Annotated in this window: 13 protein-coding genes and 3 rRNA genes; 13 read left to right on the top strand and 3 right to left on the bottom strand. The window is 65.8% G+C overall.

Annotated elements, in window-relative coordinates:
• The 3 genes from argH to RWQ91_RS03815 all read left to right on the top strand — a co-directional run bounded on the left by argH (position 1) and on the right by RWQ91_RS03815 (position 2,965).
• Entirely contained in the window at positions 1-1,431 is a 1,431-nt protein-coding gene (gene argH / locus RWQ91_RS03825) for an argininosuccinate lyase (protein ID WP_314502693.1), read from the top strand.
• 68 nt (positions 1,432-1,499) lie between these two features.
• Positions 1,500-2,147 carry a SatD family protein gene (locus RWQ91_RS03820; protein WP_314502692.1) on the top strand — a complete coding sequence of 216 codons (648 nt, stop codon included), beginning with the start codon at positions 1,500-1,502 and terminating at the stop codon, positions 2,145-2,147.
• On the top strand, positions 2,144-2,965 hold the full coding sequence (locus RWQ91_RS03815; RefSeq protein WP_314502691.1) for a hypothetical protein: 822 nt from the start codon (positions 2,144-2,146) through the stop codon (positions 2,963-2,965). The genes RWQ91_RS03820 and RWQ91_RS03815 overlap by 4 nt, the downstream gene beginning before the upstream one ends.
• 23 nt (positions 2,966-2,988) lie before the next feature.
• On the opposite strand, the gene RWQ91_RS03810 is transcribed toward RWQ91_RS03815, so the two are convergent.
• The gene (locus RWQ91_RS03810; RefSeq protein WP_314502690.1) at positions 2,989-3,843 is read right to left on the bottom strand and encodes a CHAD domain-containing protein; all 855 of its coding nucleotides are present in this window, start codon (positions 3,841-3,843) and stop codon (positions 2,989-2,991) included.
• Positions 3,844-3,976: 133 nt separating this feature from the next.
• Here RWQ91_RS03810 and RWQ91_RS03805 point away from each other — a divergent pair, with 133 nt between their 5' ends.
• From RWQ91_RS03805 to RWQ91_RS03795, 3 genes are read left to right on the top strand one after another with little or no spacing between them, the layout of a single operon-like run.
• Positions 3,977-4,327 carry a VOC family protein gene (locus tag RWQ91_RS03805; protein WP_314502689.1) on the top strand — a complete coding sequence of 117 codons (351 nt, stop codon included), beginning with the start codon at positions 3,977-3,979 and terminating at the stop codon, positions 4,325-4,327.
• A 38-nt stretch (positions 4,328-4,365) separates the two neighbouring features.
• Entirely contained in the window at positions 4,366-5,667 is a 1,302-nt protein-coding gene (tyrS, locus tag RWQ91_RS03800) for a tyrosine--tRNA ligase (protein ID WP_314502688.1), read from the top strand.
• Between the two features lie 12 nt (positions 5,668-5,679).
• Positions 5,680-6,537 carry a DUF4184 family protein gene (locus tag RWQ91_RS03795; RefSeq protein ID WP_314502687.1) on the top strand — a complete coding sequence of 286 codons (858 nt, stop codon included), beginning with the start codon at positions 5,680-5,682 and terminating at the stop codon, positions 6,535-6,537.
• On the opposite strand, the gene RWQ91_RS03790 is transcribed toward RWQ91_RS03795, so the two are convergent.
• Both RWQ91_RS03790 and RWQ91_RS03785 read right to left on the bottom strand, forming a co-directional pair.
• Entirely contained in the window at positions 6,481-7,623 is a 1,143-nt protein-coding gene (locus tag RWQ91_RS03790) for an NAD(P)/FAD-dependent oxidoreductase (protein WP_314502686.1), read from the bottom strand. The genes RWQ91_RS03795 and RWQ91_RS03790 overlap by 57 nt on opposite strands.
• Positions 7,624-7,625: 2 nt before the next feature.
• Positions 7,626-8,969 (bottom strand): CoA transferase, encoded by a 1,344-nt coding sequence (locus RWQ91_RS03785; RefSeq protein ID WP_314502685.1) that lies wholly within the window; start codon positions 8,967-8,969, stop codon positions 7,626-7,628.
• Positions 8,970-9,089: 120 nt separating this feature from the next.
• Here RWQ91_RS03785 and RWQ91_RS03780 point away from each other — a divergent pair, with 120 nt between their 5' ends.
• The 7 genes from RWQ91_RS03780 to RWQ91_RS03750 all read left to right on the top strand — a co-directional run bounded on the left by RWQ91_RS03780 (position 9,090) and on the right by RWQ91_RS03750 (position 18,172).
• Complete coding sequence (locus RWQ91_RS03780; protein ID WP_314502684.1) at positions 9,090-9,737, top strand: UdgX family uracil-DNA binding protein; 648 nt, start codon at positions 9,090-9,092, stop codon at positions 9,735-9,737.
• 661 nt (positions 9,738-10,398) lie between these two features.
• Positions 10,399-11,920, top strand: a 16S ribosomal RNA gene (locus tag RWQ91_RS03775).
• 406 nt (positions 11,921-12,326) lie between these two features.
• Positions 12,327-15,414 (top strand): 23S ribosomal RNA (locus RWQ91_RS03770).
• Between the two features lie 102 nt (positions 15,415-15,516).
• A 5S ribosomal RNA gene (gene rrf, locus RWQ91_RS03765) occupies positions 15,517-15,633 on the top strand.
• The 16S, 23S and 5S rRNA genes sit together here, the layout of an rRNA operon.
• Before the next feature lie 73 nt (positions 15,634-15,706).
• The gene (locus RWQ91_RS03760) at positions 15,707-16,927 is read left to right on the top strand and encodes a hypothetical protein (protein WP_314502683.1); all 1,221 of its coding nucleotides are present in this window, start codon (positions 15,707-15,709) and stop codon (positions 16,925-16,927) included.
• Complete coding sequence (locus tag RWQ91_RS03755) at positions 16,927-17,964, top strand: HAD-IIA family hydrolase (protein WP_314502682.1); 1,038 nt, start codon at positions 16,927-16,929, stop codon at positions 17,962-17,964. Before RWQ91_RS03760 ends, RWQ91_RS03755 begins: the two co-directional genes overlap by 1 nt.
• 40 nt (positions 17,965-18,004) lie before the next feature.
• A complete protein-coding gene (locus RWQ91_RS03750) occupies positions 18,005-18,172 on the top strand; it encodes a hypothetical protein (RefSeq protein ID WP_314502681.1) in 168 nt (55 codons plus the stop codon).

Genomic DNA, 18,172 nt, shown 5'->3' with positions numbered 1-18,172 from the left:
ATGAGCGATGCGAAGGGCGACGGCACGAACGAGGGCGCACTGTGGGGTGCCCGTTTCGCGACGGGCCCCTCACCCGAACTGGCCGCGCTGAGCCGCTCGACGCACTTCGACTGGAGCCTCGCCCTCTACGACATCGCCGGTTCGCACGCGCATGCGAAGGCGCTGACCGCAGCGGGCTACCTGAACGAAGACCAGGAGCGCCGGATGCATGCCGGTCTCGACGTGCTCGCCGCCGGCATCGTCGACGGGACCCTGCTGCCCGGCCCCGAGGACGAGGACGTGCACGGCGCGCTGGAGGCTGCGCTGATCGAAGTCGTCGGCGCCGAGCTCGGGGGGCGCCTGCGGGCGGGCCGCAGTCGCAACGACCAGATCGCGACCCTCGTGCGCATGTACCTGCTCGATCACTCGCGCACGATCGGACGAGACATGCTGCGGCTCATCGATGCGATCGTGTCGCAGGCCGAGGCCCACCCGACGGCCATCATGCCCGGTCGCACGCACCTGCAGCACGCGCAGCCGATTCTGCTCGCCCATCACCTGCAGGCTCACGCCTGGCCGCTCGTGCGCGACCTCGAGCGCCTGCGGGACTGGTCGGTGCGCGCCGCCGTGTCGCCCTACGGGGGCGGAGCGCTCGCCGGTTCGTCCTTGGGCCTGGACCCGGCGCTCGTCGCCCGCGAACTCGGACTGGACCGCCCGGCCGAGAACTCGCTCGATGCGACATCGTCCCGCGACGTCGTCGCCGAATTCGCCTACATCGCCGCGCAGATCGGCATCGACCTGTCGCGCTTCGCGGAAGACGTCATCCTGTGGAACACGCGCGAGTTCGGATTCGTCACACTCGACGACGGCTACTCGACCGGCTCCAGCATCATGCCGCAGAAGAAGAACCCCGACATCGCGGAACTGGCCCGGGGCAAGGCGGGGCGCCTCGTGGGCAACCTCGCCGGTCTGCTGACGACCCTCAAGGGCCTGCCGCTCGCGTACAACCGCGACCTGCAGGAGGACAAGGAGCCGGTCTTCGATTCCATCGCGACCCTGGAGGTGCTCCTGCCGGCCTTCGCCGGGATGATCGCGACGCTGCGTTTCGACACCGCCCGGATGGCGGCCCTCGCCCCGCAGGGCTTCTCTCTGGCCACCGATGTGGCGGATTGGCTCGTGCGCCGTGGAGTGCCGTTCCGGGATGCGCACGAGGCGTCCGGTGCGCTCGTGCGCCTGTGCGAGGAACGCGGCATCGATCTGCAGGAAGCGACCGACGACATGCTGGCCTCGGTGTCGGCCGAGCTGACCCCCGAGGTGCGGCAGGTGCTGACGATCGAGGGATCTGTCGCGAGTCGCAGCGGCGTCGGAGGAACGGCAGCCGACCGCGTGGATGAACAGCGTTCGGAGCTCATCGTTCGCGCGCAGTCAGCGGGACACGCCCTCGGGCTGTGACGAGACGATCGTCGCATTAAATAAGCACCTGGCCTATATTTCCGCGAAATAAGCCTTATGCTTATCCCATGACCGTGGCTGTGATCGCCGATATCGTCGGCTCCCGCCGATTGGCGGACCGTCCCCGTGCGCAGAAGCTGCTCGACGAGGCGATCGAGCGGGTGGAGCACGATCTTCCTCTGGCGAGCAGCAGGTTGCAACCCACCGTGGGGGACGAGCAGCAGGCGACGTACGCCACGCTTCCCGCGGCCCTGATCTCGCTGCTGCTGCTGCAGCTCGCGCTGCCCGACGACGTGCAATGCCGCTTCGGCGTGGGCATCGGAGCGACCGCGCATGTCGCGTCAGCGTCCGGCGCCATCCCCGAGGGTCCGGGATGGTGGGCTGCGCGTGATGCGATCGAGCACGTGCACGCGAAGCAGCAGCGCGCCGTGCCGAGCGCCCGCACGTGGATCGTCGCCGCACCGGGGGAGGATGATTCCATGCTCTCGACCGTTCGCTTCGCCAACGCGTACCTGCTGGCCCGGGACCAGCTCGTCGGTGCGATGACCGAACGAGAGCGGCGGCTCACCTACGGTCGCTGCCGCGGCGTCACGCAGCGGGAGCTCGCCCTAGCGGAGGGCATCACGCAGCCCGCGGTGTCGCAGGCGCTCGCTTCGGCCGGATCCGCGGTGATCGTCGAGGGCATGCGCGCGCTTCAGGCGGAGGCGCGCCCGTGATCGTCACCGGCATGGTTCTGCTCGCGATCGGCGCGGCGGATGTCGCGCGCCAGTTCCTGCACGGTCGGGTGCTGCGCATCGTGCTGGGCGCCGGCGCCGTCGCGGTGCTCGTCCTCGCCGTCCTCACTGCCGCGCCGCTGGCCGGACTGCTCGCCGTCGCCCTCGCCGTGGTCTGGGTCTGGCTGTTCCCCGCACGGATCCCTGCGCGAGCCGGATTCTGGCCCGCCGTGGCGCTGGCGGTTCTCTGCATCGTGTTCGTCGCGGTCCTCGGGCCGCGCGAGGAGGCCGGCATCCTCGGCGGGGTGTGGGACGTGCCGACGCCGTGGGGTCCCCTGTCGGTCGATCACACGCTGCTGCTGGTGGGCGCCGTCTGCATCCTTCTGGAGTCGGGGAACGTGATCGTGCGCGCCGCGCTCGCGAGCGAGATGCCGGCGTCGATCCGAACCCTCGATGCGAGCGAGGCGTCGGGGCCGGGTGCCCCTTCGCTCGACCCGGAGGCCGCTTCGCCCGATGGGGAGCCTGTCGAGGAACGCGTCGCACCGGCGGCGCCGCCCGCAACTCCGACCCCGACCCTGAAGGGCGGTCGCCTGATCGGACCTCTCGAGAGGATCATCGTGTTCGCGCTCACCCTGACCGGCGTCTACTCGCTGCTGGCCGCCGTCCTGGCGGCGAAGGGGATCGTGCGCTTTCCGGAGATCTCCCGGGACGGCGAGACCGGAAGCCGCGCGGAGTACTTCCTCATCGGCAGTCTGGTGAGCTGGGTGGTCGCGCTCGCCGCCGCCTTCCTGGTCTGGTGGGCGTTGTCCGGCGTCATCTGACACCCGGCCATCGGCGCCGTCGGTCAGCCGCGCAGCCGTTCCGTCTCGCGCAGCACCGCTCCGGCATCCTCTGCGCCCGCCCGGGTGAAGCCGATCAGTTCCTGCAGAGCCAGTGCCGTCTGCCGACTCTGCGCGTCGAGGTCGATGCGCTGCAGAAAGGCCAAGGCGACGACGGCATCCTGATGCGCGCCGAGGGCATCCTGCAGCTCTCGCTGACGCTCGATCGTCTCGTCGGCATCGTCTCCCAGCACCGGCAGAGCGAGCTCGACGGCGTAGCGATGACGCTTGGCGGCCTTGCGGGCCTCATGCAGGAGCGTGCCGGTCTGCTCGGGCGAGGCATCCCACGACGCAGCCGCGCGAGCGAGTCGCTTCTTCAGCCGGGCATGCGCCTTCGCCACGCGCTTACGCGCGCGCCTGGCCGGGCGATCGGCCTTCTCACCGAACGGCGGGTCATCGCCCCAGCGCGCGATCGTCGTGAACAGCGCCGCCCCGCGCTCTGCGCCGAGTCCCTCGGCCACCGCATCCCAGGCCTGCGCGCGCTGCCGGTCGATCTCCGCGGCGAGCACGGTCCGGGCACCGGCCGCTGCCGAGGAGTCGTCCTCGGAGAAGCGCTCCGCGAGCACCAGGAGATCGCGGACCTCGCCCAGCAGCTTGCCCGCCCACCGCAGCTCGTCCGCGAACACCGCGGCGTCCTCGCGGTCGTAGACCCCCTCGAACGTCCGCAGCGTCGCCCTCATCCTGCGGATCGCGACCCGCGCCGGATGCACCACGCTCTCGTCGCGCGCGGCGAGAGGGTCGCGCGCGTCCTGCAGCACCTGGCACTGCGCTCCGACGTACTGCTGGACGAGCGCGCCGAGGCTCTCGGGCTGGTGGCTCACCGGACTGCGACCGGCGCTGCGGGGCCGCTCATGCCGCTCGCCTGCAACCGATCCCCGTCATCCCGCCAGTCTTCCACGCGATCGGCCCGTGCCGGTCTGGACGTGGTGCCCGGGATGTGGAAGCGTCGCAGACATGGCGAAAGTAGAGCACTTCGAGATCCCGGCGGATGACATCGCACGGGCCCAGGCCTTCTACAGCTCCGTCCTCGGCTTCCACTACGAGCCGTGGGGTGAGGACATGGGAATGCTGAAGCAGCCGCAGGATGCGGGCATCAACGGAGATCTCCACGTGCGCGGTGCGGCGCCGCACCCGACTGTCGTGTTCACCGTCGACCGGATCGAGGAGACCGTCGCTCTGGCCCTCGCGGCCGGCGGCGAGCAGGTCGGCCAGATCCAGCCGCTCAGCGAGAGCTCGCGCTGGGTGTACATCAAGGACTCCGAGGGCAACCTCATCGGTCTGTACGACGAGGTCAGCGCCGCCTGAGGTCAGGGGTTTCGAGCCCCGCTGATAGCCTCGAACGCGTGTCTGCCGCTCTGATCCCGAGCGCGCCCGCCATCGACCCGACGTTCGAGAACGTCTGGGACGAGCTGGTGTGGCGCGGGCTCGTGCACGTGTCGACCGATCAGGAGGCGCTGCGCGCCCTGCTCGCCGGGCCCCCGATCGTCTACTACTGCGGGTTCGACCCGACCGCGCCGAGCCTGCACCTGGGCAACCTGGTGCAGCTGCTCACGATGCGCCGCATCCAGCTCGCCGGTCACCGGCCGCTGGGTCTCGTCGGCGGGTCGACCGGCCTCGTGGGTGACCCGCGACCCTCCGCCGAGCGGACGCTGAACACCAAGGAGACGGTCGCCGAGTGGGTCGGGTACCTGCGCTCGCAGATCGAGCGCTTCCTGAGCTTCGAGGGCGAGAACGCCGCCCGCATCGTCAACAACCTGGACTGGACCGCGCCTCTGAGCGCGATCGACTTCCTCCGGGACATCGGCAAGCACTACCGCGTCGGGACGATGCTCAAGAAGGACGCCGTCAGCGCGCGCCTCAATTCCGACGAGGGCATCAGCTACACAGAGTTCAGCTACCAGATCCTGCAGGGACTCGATTACCGCGAGCTCTTCCTGCAGTACGGCTGCGTGCTCCAGACCGGTGGCAGCGACCAGTGGGGCAACCTCACGAGCGGGGTGGATCTGATCCACCGCGCCGAGGGGAAGAGCGTCCATGCGATCGGCACGCCGCTGATCACCAACAGCGATGGGCGCAAGTTCGGCAAGAGCGAGGGCAACGCCATCTGGCTGGACCCGAAGCTGACGAGCCCCTACGCGATGTACCAGTTCTGGCTCAACACCGACGATGCCGATGTGGCCGACAGGCTCAAGGTCTTCACGTTCCTCACCCGCGCCGAGATCGAGGAGGTCGTCGCCGCGCACGACGCGGAGCCGTTCCGCCGCATCGGCCAGAAGCGCATCGCCCTCGAGGTCACCACCCTCGTGCACGGGACGGATGCCGCGGCCGCGGCCATCGCCGCATCGGAGGCGCTCTTCGGGCAGGGCGACCTTTCGACGCTGGATGCCGCGACCCTGGCGAGCGCCCTGCGAGAGCTGCCGCACGCCGAGCTGGCCGCCGGCACACCGGTGGTGAGCGCCCTCGTCGAGACGGGCCTGGTCGCCAGCCTCGGTGAAGCCCGCCGGGCCATCGCGCAGGGCGGCGTCACCCTGGACGGCACGAAAGTCGAGGATGACACCGCCACCGTCGCAGGCACTCTGCCCGGAGGCGTGTCCGTGCTGCGCCGCGGCAAGAAGACACTCGCCGGCGTGTTCCTGCGCGGGTGATCCGGCCGCGCAGTGCCCTTCACTCCGAGCCACGCCGTCGTCGCGCTGCCCTTCCTGCGGACGCCGCTGATTCCCGCCGCGATCGCGATCGGTGCCATGACGCCCGATCTGCCGCTGTTCGTCCGGGCGCTGCCCCTGCACTACGGGTGGACCCACAGCCTCTCGTGGCTGCCGCTGACGATCGTGCTGGCTCTCGCGCTGCTGGTGGTCTGGAGAGCTCTCCTGCGGCCGGCCGTGCGCGAGCTCTCGCCGACCTGGCTGGCGCGCCGGCTGCTCGCGCAATGGGACGGGGGAGCGCGCGCCGCACTGCATGAGACCTTCGCCGGCGGTCGGGCTGGGACATCGTGGCCCGGCGTCCTGCTGCTCGTCGCCTCGCTGGCGATCGGCACCCTGAGCCACATCGCCTGGGACCTGTTCACCCATGAGGGGCGCTGGGGTGTCGAGCTGCTCCCGATGCTCGGCGAGGAGTGGGGAGCGCTCCCCGGCTACCGGTGGCTCCAGCACGTCTCGTCAGTGGCAGGGCTCGTGATCCTGGGCGTCTGGGCGGTGCGGCGGCTGCGCCGCCGCCCGAACGACCGCGCTCCCAGTCGGGTCCTGCCGGACGCGGTGCGCTGGGCGTGGTGGCTGTCTCTGCCGGTGCTGCTGCTGGCGGCCTGGCTGGTCGGCGGAGCGATCTTCGGGCCGTTGACCGCCGAGTGGACGATCGCGCACCTGGCCTACCGGGTGCTGCCTCCCGCCTGCGCAATCTGGGGACTGGTGACCGTGGCGCTCGCCGTCGCGGTCCAGCTTCTGCGGCGGCATCCCGCGCACCGCTCAGGTGACCCGCAGCTCCCGAGCGATGGCACGAGCCGTCGCACGCGCATCGAGTGAGATCTGCAGCAACTGACCCTTCAGGGGATTGGTCAGGCCGACGAACCGCAGACCGGGCGCATCCCGGTGCGCCGTGCGACCCGCGACGAGCGGCCTGCCGAGCGCGTCGAGCACTCCGAGATGCCCGACCAGGCGCACGAGTCCGGTGGCGTAGCCGGTCGCGGCGATGATCGCATCCGGCGTGATGCGCTGCCCGTCCGACAGCACGACGGTGTCGCCGTCGAAGCGCTCCACCGCCGGAACAGGAGTGACCTGCCCGGCGCGAAGTGCGGCGACGAGCCCCACATCGATCGTCGGTGTGGTGCGCGTGGCGCGGGCCTGGGCGACGACACCGGCGCGAGCGGTCGGCATGCCGTAGCGCGTCAGGTCTCCGAGGACGCCGCGCTGCAGCAGCCTGTTGACCGGGTCCACGAGGTGCGCCGGCGCGTACTCCATGCCGATCGCGAGCAGCGTCGTGGGCACCGGCCCGACTTGCCGGGGGACGATGTTCGGGGCTGTGCGGATCGCCAGGCGCACCTGTGTCGCGCCCCCCTCGGCCAGGTCGGCCGCGATCTCGGCGCCCGAGTTGCCGGCGCCCACCACCAGCACGCTTCGGCCGGCGAACGGCGCTGCGCTCCGGTACTGCCAGGCGTGCAGCACCGGACCGGAGAATCCTTCGAGGCCGGGCCAGCGCGGAATCACGGGGGAGTTGCTGTATCCGGTGGCGATGACGACCTGGCGAGCGCTCAGCTGTCCGGCATCGGTCTGCACCGTCCAGCCTGAGCCGTCCGGGTCGATCCTCTGCACCTGCGTTCCGAAGCGCGGCCGGATCCCGTTGCGCTCGGCATAGCGCCGGACGTAATCGCCCATGTCGTCCTTCGAGACCCAGCGGCCGTACGAGCGAGTCAGGCGCATGCCGGGCAGCGCGGACTGCACGCGCGGCGTGTGCAGGTGGAGCCGGTCGTAGCGGCCATGCCAGGACTCGCCCGCCGATCCGCCCCGATCGACCACCAGGGCGGAGATGCCCTGCGCGTGCAGACATGCCGCGACCGCGAGCCCTGCCGGTCCGGCCCCGACCACCAGCACATCCGGTTCGTCGCGGCCCATCGTCACTCGTCCAGCCACACGGCGGCGTCCTTGCCCCAGGGCCGCGGGGCCGCGAATTCCTCAGGGCCGCCCTCGTACGCGATGGCCGGTCGCGCAGTGATCAGCTCCCGGCCGTCCACCTCGAATCCCTGCACGTGAGCCGCGGCATCCGGCGGCGGTCCATTCGGCTGCGGGGAGCCGGTGCGCGGCATCCCGAGCAGTTCTGCCGCGACGCGGCGCAGCGAAACGTCCACCGCCCAGGAACCGCCCGCGTCCGACTGGCGCTGCAGCGTCCTCATCACGCCCGCAGCCAGGAGGTAGCCCGCGCTGTGATCCAGCGCCTGGGCGGGAAGCGCACCGGGCCGTGAGCCGTCGCCCGATTCGAGCCAAGCGATCCCGGTCGCCGCCTGCACCAGACTGTCGAACCCGCGGCGATCGGCCGCCCCACCGCGCGCACCCCAGGCGGTGAGACGCCCGACGACGATGCCGGGATGCCGCTCCGCGAGTGCCTCCGGGTTCAGCCCGATCCGCTCGAGTGCCGCCGCGCGGTAGCCGGTCACCACGACGTCGGCGGTGCCCAGCAGGCGCTCGAACGCGCGGCGGTCATCGGCCGAGGTGAGATCCAGCAGCGCGGATCGTTTGCCGTGACCGCTGTCGAGATGCTGCCACTCCGGCTCCGGGAGCGCCGGGGGATCGATGCGCAGCACCTGCGCGCCGAGGAGGGCGAGCGTGCGGGTGGCGACCGGACCGGCGATCACGCGGGTCAGATCGAGCACACGGATGCCGCGCAGCGGCGCATCCGGCACGCCCCACGAGCGCGCACGCGGCTCGGATGCCGCGATCCGGGTGACCTCGACCAGGGGAGTCGCGCGAAGCTCAGCGTCGACCACCGCGTTCTCGTGTGCGACGCCGACGCACAGTCCGCCCGCCGCAGTGATCGCCTGTGTCGCCACACCCGCGGGCATTCCCCTCAGGGCGGAAGCGACCGCCTCGGTCTCCGCGGCGGGGTCCAGTCCCAGACCGCGCCGCAACGCCGCCGCGTGGTGCGGATAGTTTCCGTGCGTGCGCACCCAGCCGTCCGAGGAGCGGAAGAAGCCCGAGAGCGGCGCCCAGGCCTGCATCGGAGCGCCGTCCCACCGGAAGTGCCGTTCGCTGGAGTAGGCGACCGCGATCCGGTCCGGGTCCAGGTCGACGCGAGCCGAGCCCGCCAAGTCCGCCGCAGCGAGGGAGGCCGCAGCGACGCTCGCCCATGACAGTGCGGCGACGCCGGTGCGGGCGGGAAGAGGAACGGGTTCACGAGTGGCCGGGGTCGGCGATGCGGAGGGGATTCCCCCGTCGATATCGGCCCAGATGCGACTGAGGACCATCGTGCGAGGATCGGACATCGGGGTCGGATCCGGCCCGCAGGACATGGTCAGACGATACGCCGATCGAGCCCGCGCCGCCATCCCCGGGACCGCTGCGCTGCACCCGCATAGCCTGCCGCCATGATCCGAGACCCGAACGCGGGCGCGGCCCCGTGGGTTCCCGTCGGCGGCGGGATCCCCGAGCTCGCCGGAGCGGTGCAGGCGTGCAGAGGCTGCGAGCTGTGGCGTCCCGCTACGCAGGCCGTCTTCGGCGCCGGCGCGTCCCCGGCCGCGCTGATGCTCGTGGGAGAGCAGCCCGGCGACCGGGAGGACCTCGCGGGAGAGCCTTTCGTGGGGCCGGCAGGCGGCGTCCTCGACCGTGCGCTGACTGCCGCCGGCATCGGCTCGGAGACGATCTACCTCACCAACGCCGTCAAGCACTTCCGTTTCGAGGAGCGCGGCAAGCGCCGCATCCACAAGACCCCGGCCGTGGGGCATGTCACGGCGTGTGCCCCGTGGTTCGACGCGGAGCTCGATGCGGTGGACCCCGCAGTTGTCGTCTGCCTCGGAGCAACGGCAGCGCGTGCCGTGTTCGGCCGCACAGCGGCAGTCGGACGAGAACGGGGGAGACTCCAGTCCGCCCGTGGCCGGCTCGCGATGATCACGGCGCATCCGTCGGCAGTCCTGCGCATCCGTGAGTCCGGCGAACGGGCGCAGGCGTTCGACGCACTCGTGGCCGACCTTCGCGCAGCGGCAGAGGCCGCCCGCTCGGCCCCGCGGGATCGATGACCTGCGAATTGCCCCCGGACCAGGCAGACACGCCCGGGATGCGGCCAGGATTTGCCCGACCCGGGCAAGCCACGTAACTTATTACTTGTTCGCCCCACAGGGACGCGGAGAGGCCCGAAAGCCTTACCCCCCTCAAGTGGAGAACCACCCCCCATCTGAAGCAGCACTCATTGAGTGTTCCGACCTCCGGGTCTAAGATGGAGGTTCCCACTCCTCGCAGCTGTCGAAGAGTGCTGTCGACCGACGCTTCGTGCGTCGCCGGCGGCCGATTTGACACGCTGACGGAATGGGATAAGATAGAGAAGTTGCCCAGCGGGCCGGCTGAATCGCCGAGACGCAGGGTGGCCGATCTAGCTTCGTGAGATGTCGTCACTGACAGCTGCTCTCGACTTCGCGTCGGGAAACGCCGATTTGACACGCGGATCACCAAGCGTAAGATAGAGAAGTTGCCCTGCCGGGCCGGCCGAGAGGCTGGAAGCAGGAGCATCCGATCCTTGAGAACTCAACAGCGTGCACTTGTCAAATGCCAAAAAACCTCGCGGTCAGCTTGTCTGACCGATGAGATTCTTTTGAGATTGAACGAGATGTCAGCAATGACATCCGATCGTCAGATCAAACTCGCTCGGTAAGACCCATTCCGGTCTTGTCGCAGCAAAATTCTTTTACGGAGAGTTTGATCCTGGCTCAGGATGAACGCTGGCGGCGTGCTTAACACATGCAAGTCGAACGGTGAAGGAGAGCTTGCTCTCCGGATCAGTGGCGAACGGGTGAGTAACACGTGAGCAATCTGCCCCTGACTCTGGGATAAGCGTTGGAAACGACGTCTAATACCGGATACGAGCTGCGAAGGCATCTTCAGCAGCTGGAAAGAACTTCGGTCAGGGATGAGCTCGCGGCCTATCAGCTAGTTGGTGAGGTAAAGGCTCACCAAGGCGTCGACGGGTAGCCGGCCTGAGAGGGTGACCGGCCACACTGGGACTGAGACACGGCCCAGACTCCTACGGGAGGCAGCAGTGGGGAATATTGCACAATGGGCGCAAGCCTGATGCAGCGACGCCGCGTGAGGGATGACGGCCTTCGGGTTGTAAACCTCTGTTAGCAGGGAAGAAGAGAAATTGACGGTACCTGCAGAGAAAGCGCCGGCTAACTACGTGCCAGCAGCCGCGGTAATACGTAGGGCGCGAGCGTTGTCCGGAATTATTGGGCGTAAAGAGCTTGTAGGCGGTTTGTCGCGTCTGCTGTGAAAGGCCGGGGCTTAACTCCGTGTATTGCAGTGGGTACGGGCAGACTAGAGTGCAGTAGGGGAGACTGGAACTCCTGGTGTAGCGGTGGAATGCGCAGATATCAGGAAGAACACCGATGGCGAAGGCAGGTCTCTGGGCTGTAACTGACGCTGAGAAGCGAAAGCATGGGGAGCGAACAGGATTAGATACCCTGGTAGTCCATGCCGTAAACGTTGGGCACTAGGTGTGGGGGACATTCCACGTTTTCCGCGCCGTAGCTAACGCATTAAGTGCCCCGCCTGGGGAGTACGGCCGCAAGGCTAAAACTCAAAGAAATTGACGGGGGCCCGCACAAGCGGCGGAGCATGCGGATTAATTCGATGCAACGCGAAGAACCTTACCAAGGCTTGACATATACTGGACCGCATCAGAGATGGTGTTTCCCTTCGGGGCTGGTATACAGGTGGTGCATGGTTGTCGTCAGCTCGTGTCGTGAGATGTTGGGTTAAGTCCCGCAACGAGCGCAACCCTCGTTCTATGTTGCCAGCACGTTATGGTGGGGACTCATAGGAGACTGCCGGGGTCAACTCGGAGGAAGGTGGGGATGACGTCAAATCATCATGCCCCTTATGTCTTGGGCTTCACGCATGCTACAATGGCCGGTACAGAGGGTTGCGATACTGTGAGGTGGAGCTAATCCCTAAAAGCCGGTCTCAGTTCGGATTGGGGTCTGCAACTCGACCCCATGAAGTCGGAGTCGCTAGTAATCGCAGATCAGCAACGCTGCGGTGAATACGTTCCCGGGCCTTGTACACACCGCCCGTCAAGTCACGAAAGTTGGTAACACCCAAAGCCGGTGGCCTAACCTTTTGGAGGGAGCCGTCTAAGGTGGGATTGGCGATTGGGACTAAGTCGTAACAAGGTAGCCGTACCGGAAGGTGCGGCTGGATCACCTCCTTTCTAAGGAGCACTTGGAGGCCTTCGGGCCTTCCAGAGCCAGATTCGAGACACACGTTCTCGACTGGTAGCTCATGGGTGGAACATTAGACAAGGTGCGAAGGAAGAAGTTCCTCACTCAGTACGCTGCTTGCAGCCGGAACGGTGATGTTCTTCGGAGATCGCACATGCACGCTGTTGGGTCCTGAGGGACCGGATGCGCCTTCGGGCGTGACCAACCTCAGGACCTTTTCCTATGCCGGCGACGCCGGCTCCGGTGAAGGTACCGCCCGTACTTTGAGAACTACACAGTGGACGCGAGCATCTTTGAGCTGATCTTTGATCAGCTCATATTGATGATCTTAAAGATCATTAGTCAATTTCGAGTCGGATCTCAGATCCGAACCGATTCTTGATAAAACTCATGTGATTTCAAGTCTTTAAGAGCAAACGGTGAATGCCTTGGCATCTGGAGCCGAAGAAGGACGTAGCAATCTGCGATAAGCCTCGGGGAGTGGATAAGCACACTTTGATCCGAGGGTGTCCGAATGGGGAAACCCCGCTGGGCGGCGTGCCGACCCAGTGACTCCCGCCTGAATATATAGGGCGGGTAGAGGGAACGTGGGGAAGTGAAACATCTCAGTACCCACAGGAAGAGAAAGCAACCGCGATTCCGTTAGTAGTGGCGAGCGAAACCGGAACAGGCTAAACCGAGTACGTGTGATATCCGGCAGGAGTTGCGTATTCGGGGTTGTGGGACTTTTCAGGCTGCTCTGCCGAGCAGCCGGCGTTACAAGAAGGTATAGACGAATGGCATTGAAAGGCCAGTCATAGAGGGTGTGAACCCCGTAGTCGAAATGCCTCCCTTGGCGCGAAGAGTATCCCAAGTAGCACGGGGCCCGAGAAATCCCGTGTGAATCTGTCAGGACCACCTGATAAGCCTAAATACTCCCAGATGACCGATAGCGGACAAGTACCGTGAGGGAAAGGTGAAAAGTACCCCGGGAGGGGAGTGAAATAGTACCTGAAACCGTTTGCTTACAAACCGTTGGAGCCTCCTTAGTAGGGGTGACAGCGTGCCTTTTGAAGAATGAGCCTGCGAGTTAGCGATATGTGGCGAGGTTAACCCGAGTGGGGTAGCCGTAGCGAAAGCGAGTCTGAATAGGGCGATTCAGTCGCATGTCCTAGACCCGAAGCGAAGTGATCTATCCATGGCCAGGTTGAAGCGACGGTAAGACGTCGTGGAGGACCGAACCCACTTCAGTTGAAAATGGAGGGGATGAGCTGTGGATAGGGGTGAAAGGCCAATCAAACTCTGTGATAGCTGGTTCTCCCCGAAATGCATTTAGGTGCAGCGTTACGTGTTTCTTGCCGGAGGTAGAGCTACTGGATGGCCGATGGGCCTTCACGGGTTACTGACGTCAGCTAAACTCCGAATGCCGGTAAGTGAGAGCGTAGCAGTGAGACAGTGGGGGATAAGCTTCATTGTCGAGAGGGAAACAGCCCAGACCACCAACTAAGGCCCCTAAGCGTGTGCTAAGTGGGAAAGGATGTGGAGTTGCTTAGACAACCAGGAGGTTGGCTTAGAAGCAGCCACCCTTGAAAGAGTGCGTAACAGCTCACTGGTCAAGTGATTCTGCGCCGATAATGTAGCGGGGCTCAAGTACACCGCCGAAGTTGTGGCAATGATCTTTTTGGATTGTTGGGTAGGGGAGCGTCGTGTGGCCGTTGAAGCTGCGGTGTAAACCAGTGGTGGAGGCTATGCGAGTGAGAATGCAGGCATGAGTAGCGAAAGATGAGTGAGAAACTCATCCGCCGGATGATCAAGGGTTCCAGGGTCAAGTTAATCTGCCCTGGGTTAGTCGGGGCCTAAGGCGAGGCCGACAGGCGTAGTCGATGGATAACGGGTTGATATTCCCGTACCGGTGAAGAACCGCCCATACTGATATTGTGATGCTAACCATGCGAAGCATGATGTGCAGGCTTTTGTTTGTGTGTTGTGTGGGTTGTGGGGCCCGATCTTTGGAGGTAAACGTGTTAACAGGTGTGACGCAGGAAGGTAGCCAAGCCACGCGATGGTTGTCGTGGTCTAAGCGTGTAGGGTTGTCGGTTGTTAAATGCGCCGGCTGTGTGCCTGAGACGTGATGGGACCCTGTTTTTGGGGGATTTGGTGATCCTATGCTGCCGAGAAAAGCATCGGCGTGAGGTTTTAGCCGCCCGTACCCTAAACCGACACAGGTGATCAGGTAGAGAATACTAAGGCGATCGAGAGAATCATGGTTAAGGAACTCGGCAAAATGCCCCCGTAACTTCGGGAGAAGGGGGACCTTGAGCGTGATGGGCACTTGCTGCCTGGAGCGTGTATGGGTCGCAGAGACCAGGGGGAAGCGACTGTTTATCAAAAACACAGGTCCGTGCGAAGTCGTAAGACGATGTATACGGACTGACTCCTGCCCGGTGCTGGAAGGTTAAGAGGATTGGTTAGCCTTTGTGGCGAAGCTGAGAATTTAAGCCCCAGTAAACGGCGGTGGTAACTATAACCATCCTAAGGTAGCGAAATTCCTTGTCGGGTAAGTTCCGACCTGCACGAATGGCGTAACGACTTCCCAACTGTCTCAACCGCGAACTCGGCGAAATTGCATTACGAGTAAAGATGCTCGTTACGCGCAGCAGGACGGAAAGACCCCGTGACCTTTACTATAGTTTGGTATTGGTGTTTGGTTTGGCTTGTGTAGGATAGGTGGGAGACTGTGATGCATGGACGCTAGTTTGTGTTGAGTCGTTGTTGAAATACCACTCTGGTCAATCTGGATGTCTAACTTCGGGCCATGATCTGGTTCAGGGACAGTGCCTGATGGGTAGTTTAACTGGGGCGGTTGCCTCCTAAAGTGTAACGGAGGCGCCCAAAGGTTCCCTCAGCCTGGTTGGCAATCAGGTGTTGAGTGTAAGTGCACAAGGGAGCTTGACTGTGAGACTGGCAGGTCGAGCAGGGACGAAAGTCGGGACTAGTGATCCGGCGGTACGTTGTGGAACGGCCGTCGCTCAACGGATAAAAGGTACCTCGGGGATAACAGGCTGATCTTGCCCAAGAGTCCATATCGACGGCATGGTTTGGCACCTCGATGTCGGCTCGTCGCATCCTGGGGCTGGAGTAGGTCCCAAGGGTTGGGCTGTTCGCCCATTAAAGCGGTACGCGAGCTGGGTTTAGAACGTCGTGAGACAGTTCGGTCCCTATCCGCTGCGCGCGCAGGAAATTTGAGAGGATCTGACCCTAGTACGAGAGGACCGGGTTGGACGAACCTCTGGTGTGTCAGTTGTTCCGCCAGGAGCACCGCTGATTAGCTACGTTCGGGATGGATAACCGCTGAAAGCATCTAAGCGGGAAGCCGGCCTCAAGATGAGATTTCCATGCCTTCGGGCGAGAGGCTCCCAGCCAGATTACTGGGTTGATAGGCGAGATGTGTAAGCGTGGCAACACGTGCAGCTGACTCGTACTAATAAGCCGATGACTTGATAACACACCGTTTTTTGGTGCTTGCGTCCACTGAGTGGTTCTCGATGTACGGTCGAGAACCGCATGACAATGACTTTGTTATGCAGACTTGAAACATCAATAGTGTTTCGGCGGCCATAGCGTGAGGGAAACGCCCGGTTACATTCCGAACCCGGAAGCTAAGCCTCACAGCGCCGATGGTACTGCAGGGGGGACCCTGTGGGAGAGTAGGACACCGCCGGACTTCTTTCGTGAAATGGCCACCCATTGATGGGTGGCCATTTCTCGTTAACGCGTCGACCAGGGAGGATCAGGACATGGCAGATGAGGATCCGACCCGACCGCGTAAGCCGTACGTGAAGCGGGACGGCGAGAAGAAGTCGTACCCGCCGCGCAGCGAGGGGGCGAAGAAGCCCTACCCGGCCCGCGACGCAGCCAAGAAGCCGTACGCCTCGCGCGACGGTGAGAAGAAGTCGTACCCGCCGCGCAGCGAGGGGGCGAAGAAGTCCTACCCGCCGCGCGACGGCGAGCGGAAGTCGTACCCGCCCCGTGAGGGCGAGAAGAAGTCGTACCCGCCCCGCGGCGATGGGGCGAAGAAGTCGTACGCCCCCCGCGACGGTGAGAAGAAGTCCTATCCGCCGCGCGATGGCGAACGGAAGTCGTACCCGCCCCGCAGCGATGGGGCGAAGAAGGCCTACACGCCCCGTGAGGGCAGCAGTCGTCCGCCGCGTGCCGGAGCGGGTCGCGAGGAGCGCCGCGATGACCGGCAGTCCCGGCCCGAAGAGCTGCGTGCCGTCCGGCCGGCGTTCGACGAGCCGATCGTGCCCGACGAAGTCGCCGCCACGGATCTGAATGCCGCCGCGCGCAACCAGTTGAAGACTCTGAGCAAGGAGAACGCCGAGGAGGTCGCTCGCCACCTCGCGATGGCAGCCGAGGTGATCGACGCCGACCCGCAGCTCGCGCACCGGCACGCGATCGCGGCGACGCGGCGTGCGGGCCGCATCGGAGTCGTCCGCGAGACGGCGGCGATCACCGCGTACGCGATCGGCGATTACGCCTTGGCACTTCGTGAACTTCGGACCTACCGACGGATCTCCGGCAGCGACGACCAGATCGCTCTCATGGTCGACAGCGAACGCGGCGTCGGTCGCCCCGACCGCGCGCTCGAGGTCGGGCGCGCCGTAGACCGCAGCAGCCTGTCGCCGGCTGTTCGGGTCGAGCTTGCGATCGCCATGTCGGGAGCGCGCCTCGACCTGGGCGAGACCGAGCGGGCGCTGCAGGAGCTCGACATCCCGGAATTCGACCCGGACCGGGCCTTCGAGTGGTCTCCGTCGCTGTTCGCGGCCCGTGCGACCGTGCTCGAGGAACTCGGTCGCGATGCCGAGGCGCAGGACTGGTTCCACCGGGCCGAGGTCGCCGAGGATGCGCTGAACGCCGCGAACGGGTCGAACGACCTGGAGGTCGTGCTCGTCGAGGAGATCTTCGAAGAGGTGACCGCGCCGGAGTCGAAGCCCGACGCGCCCGAGGAACAGGCCTGATGGCCCTTTTCGCCCGGCGTGCTTCCGAGACGACGCCGCTGGACGGCGTGGACGTGGTCCTGGCAGACCTGGACGGTGTCGTCTACGCCGGCGGGGTCGCCCTGCCGTACGCGCTCGAGAGCCTGAACCGTGCACGCAGTGGCCGCCGCCTCGGGTACATCACGAACAACGCGTCCCGCACCGACGCCTCGGTCGCCGGCCATCTGACCCAGCTCGGCCTGCAGACCGAGCCGGCGGACATCGTCACGAGCCCGCAGGCGGCGATGCGACTGCTCGCAGAGCGCGTCCAGCCGGGGGCGACGGTTCTCGTCGTCGGCGGGGAGGGCCTGGTCAGCGAGCTGGAGAAGTCCGGGTTCGTTGTGACGCGCAGCTCGAAGGACTCGCCCGCCGCTGTCGTGCAGGGCTTCGCCCCCGAGGTGGGCTGGACGCACCTCGCCGAGGCGGCGTATGCCCTGGCGCTGCCGGAGGAAGAGGGCGGCATCCCCTGGATCGCGACCAACACGGACTGGACCATTCCCCAGGAGCGCGGCATCGCACCGGGAAACGGCACTCTGGTCTCTGCGGTGCACACGGCTGTCGGCCGACTCGCCACGGTCGCCGGAAAGCCGGAAGTGCCGATCTTCCACGAGGCGGTTGCCCGCTTCGGCGCGGAGAACCCGCTGTTCCTCGGCGATCGACTCGACACCGACATCCTGGGAGCGAACCGCGCCGGCATCCCGTCTGCCCTGGTGCTGACCGGCATCGACCGACCGAAGCACGTGCTGGCCGCTCCGGCCGGATCGCAGCCGACCTTCATCCTGGGCGATCTGCGCGAACTCCACGAGCCGTATCCGTCCGCTCACGTGCGGGACGGCGTCGTGACGGTCGGGGCCGCGAAGGTCCGGATCGAGGGCCCGGACGTACGGATCCTCGCCGAAGGCGAACGTCCGGTGGATCTCCTGCGGGCCGGGGCGAAAGCGATCTGGGACACGGAACGGGCGATCTACGGCTTCCGCGTGCCCGAGCGGCTCTACGCCGATCCCTTCCACCGCCCGTGAGCTTCCGCGCTCGGTCGGCCGCCGCGCCTATCCTGGGGACATGGACCAGACGGCGCCCGACAACGACGAGCAGGCCGACCTGCTCTCCCGGCTCGAGGTGATCGAGGCGCAGCCGCTGCTCACCCGCGCCGTCGCCTACGAGGGGTTGCACGAAGCGCTCGCCCGCCGGCTCGAATCCGCGCCGACGGGCACGAGCTCCCCGTCATGA

The organism is uncultured Microbacterium sp. (genome assembly GCF_963524805.1).
GTDB lineage: Bacteria > Actinomycetota > Actinomycetes > Actinomycetales > Microbacteriaceae > Microbacterium.
The sequence above is the reverse complement of the archived record's forward strand: the minus strand, read 5'-3'. Positions and strand labels throughout refer to the sequence as shown.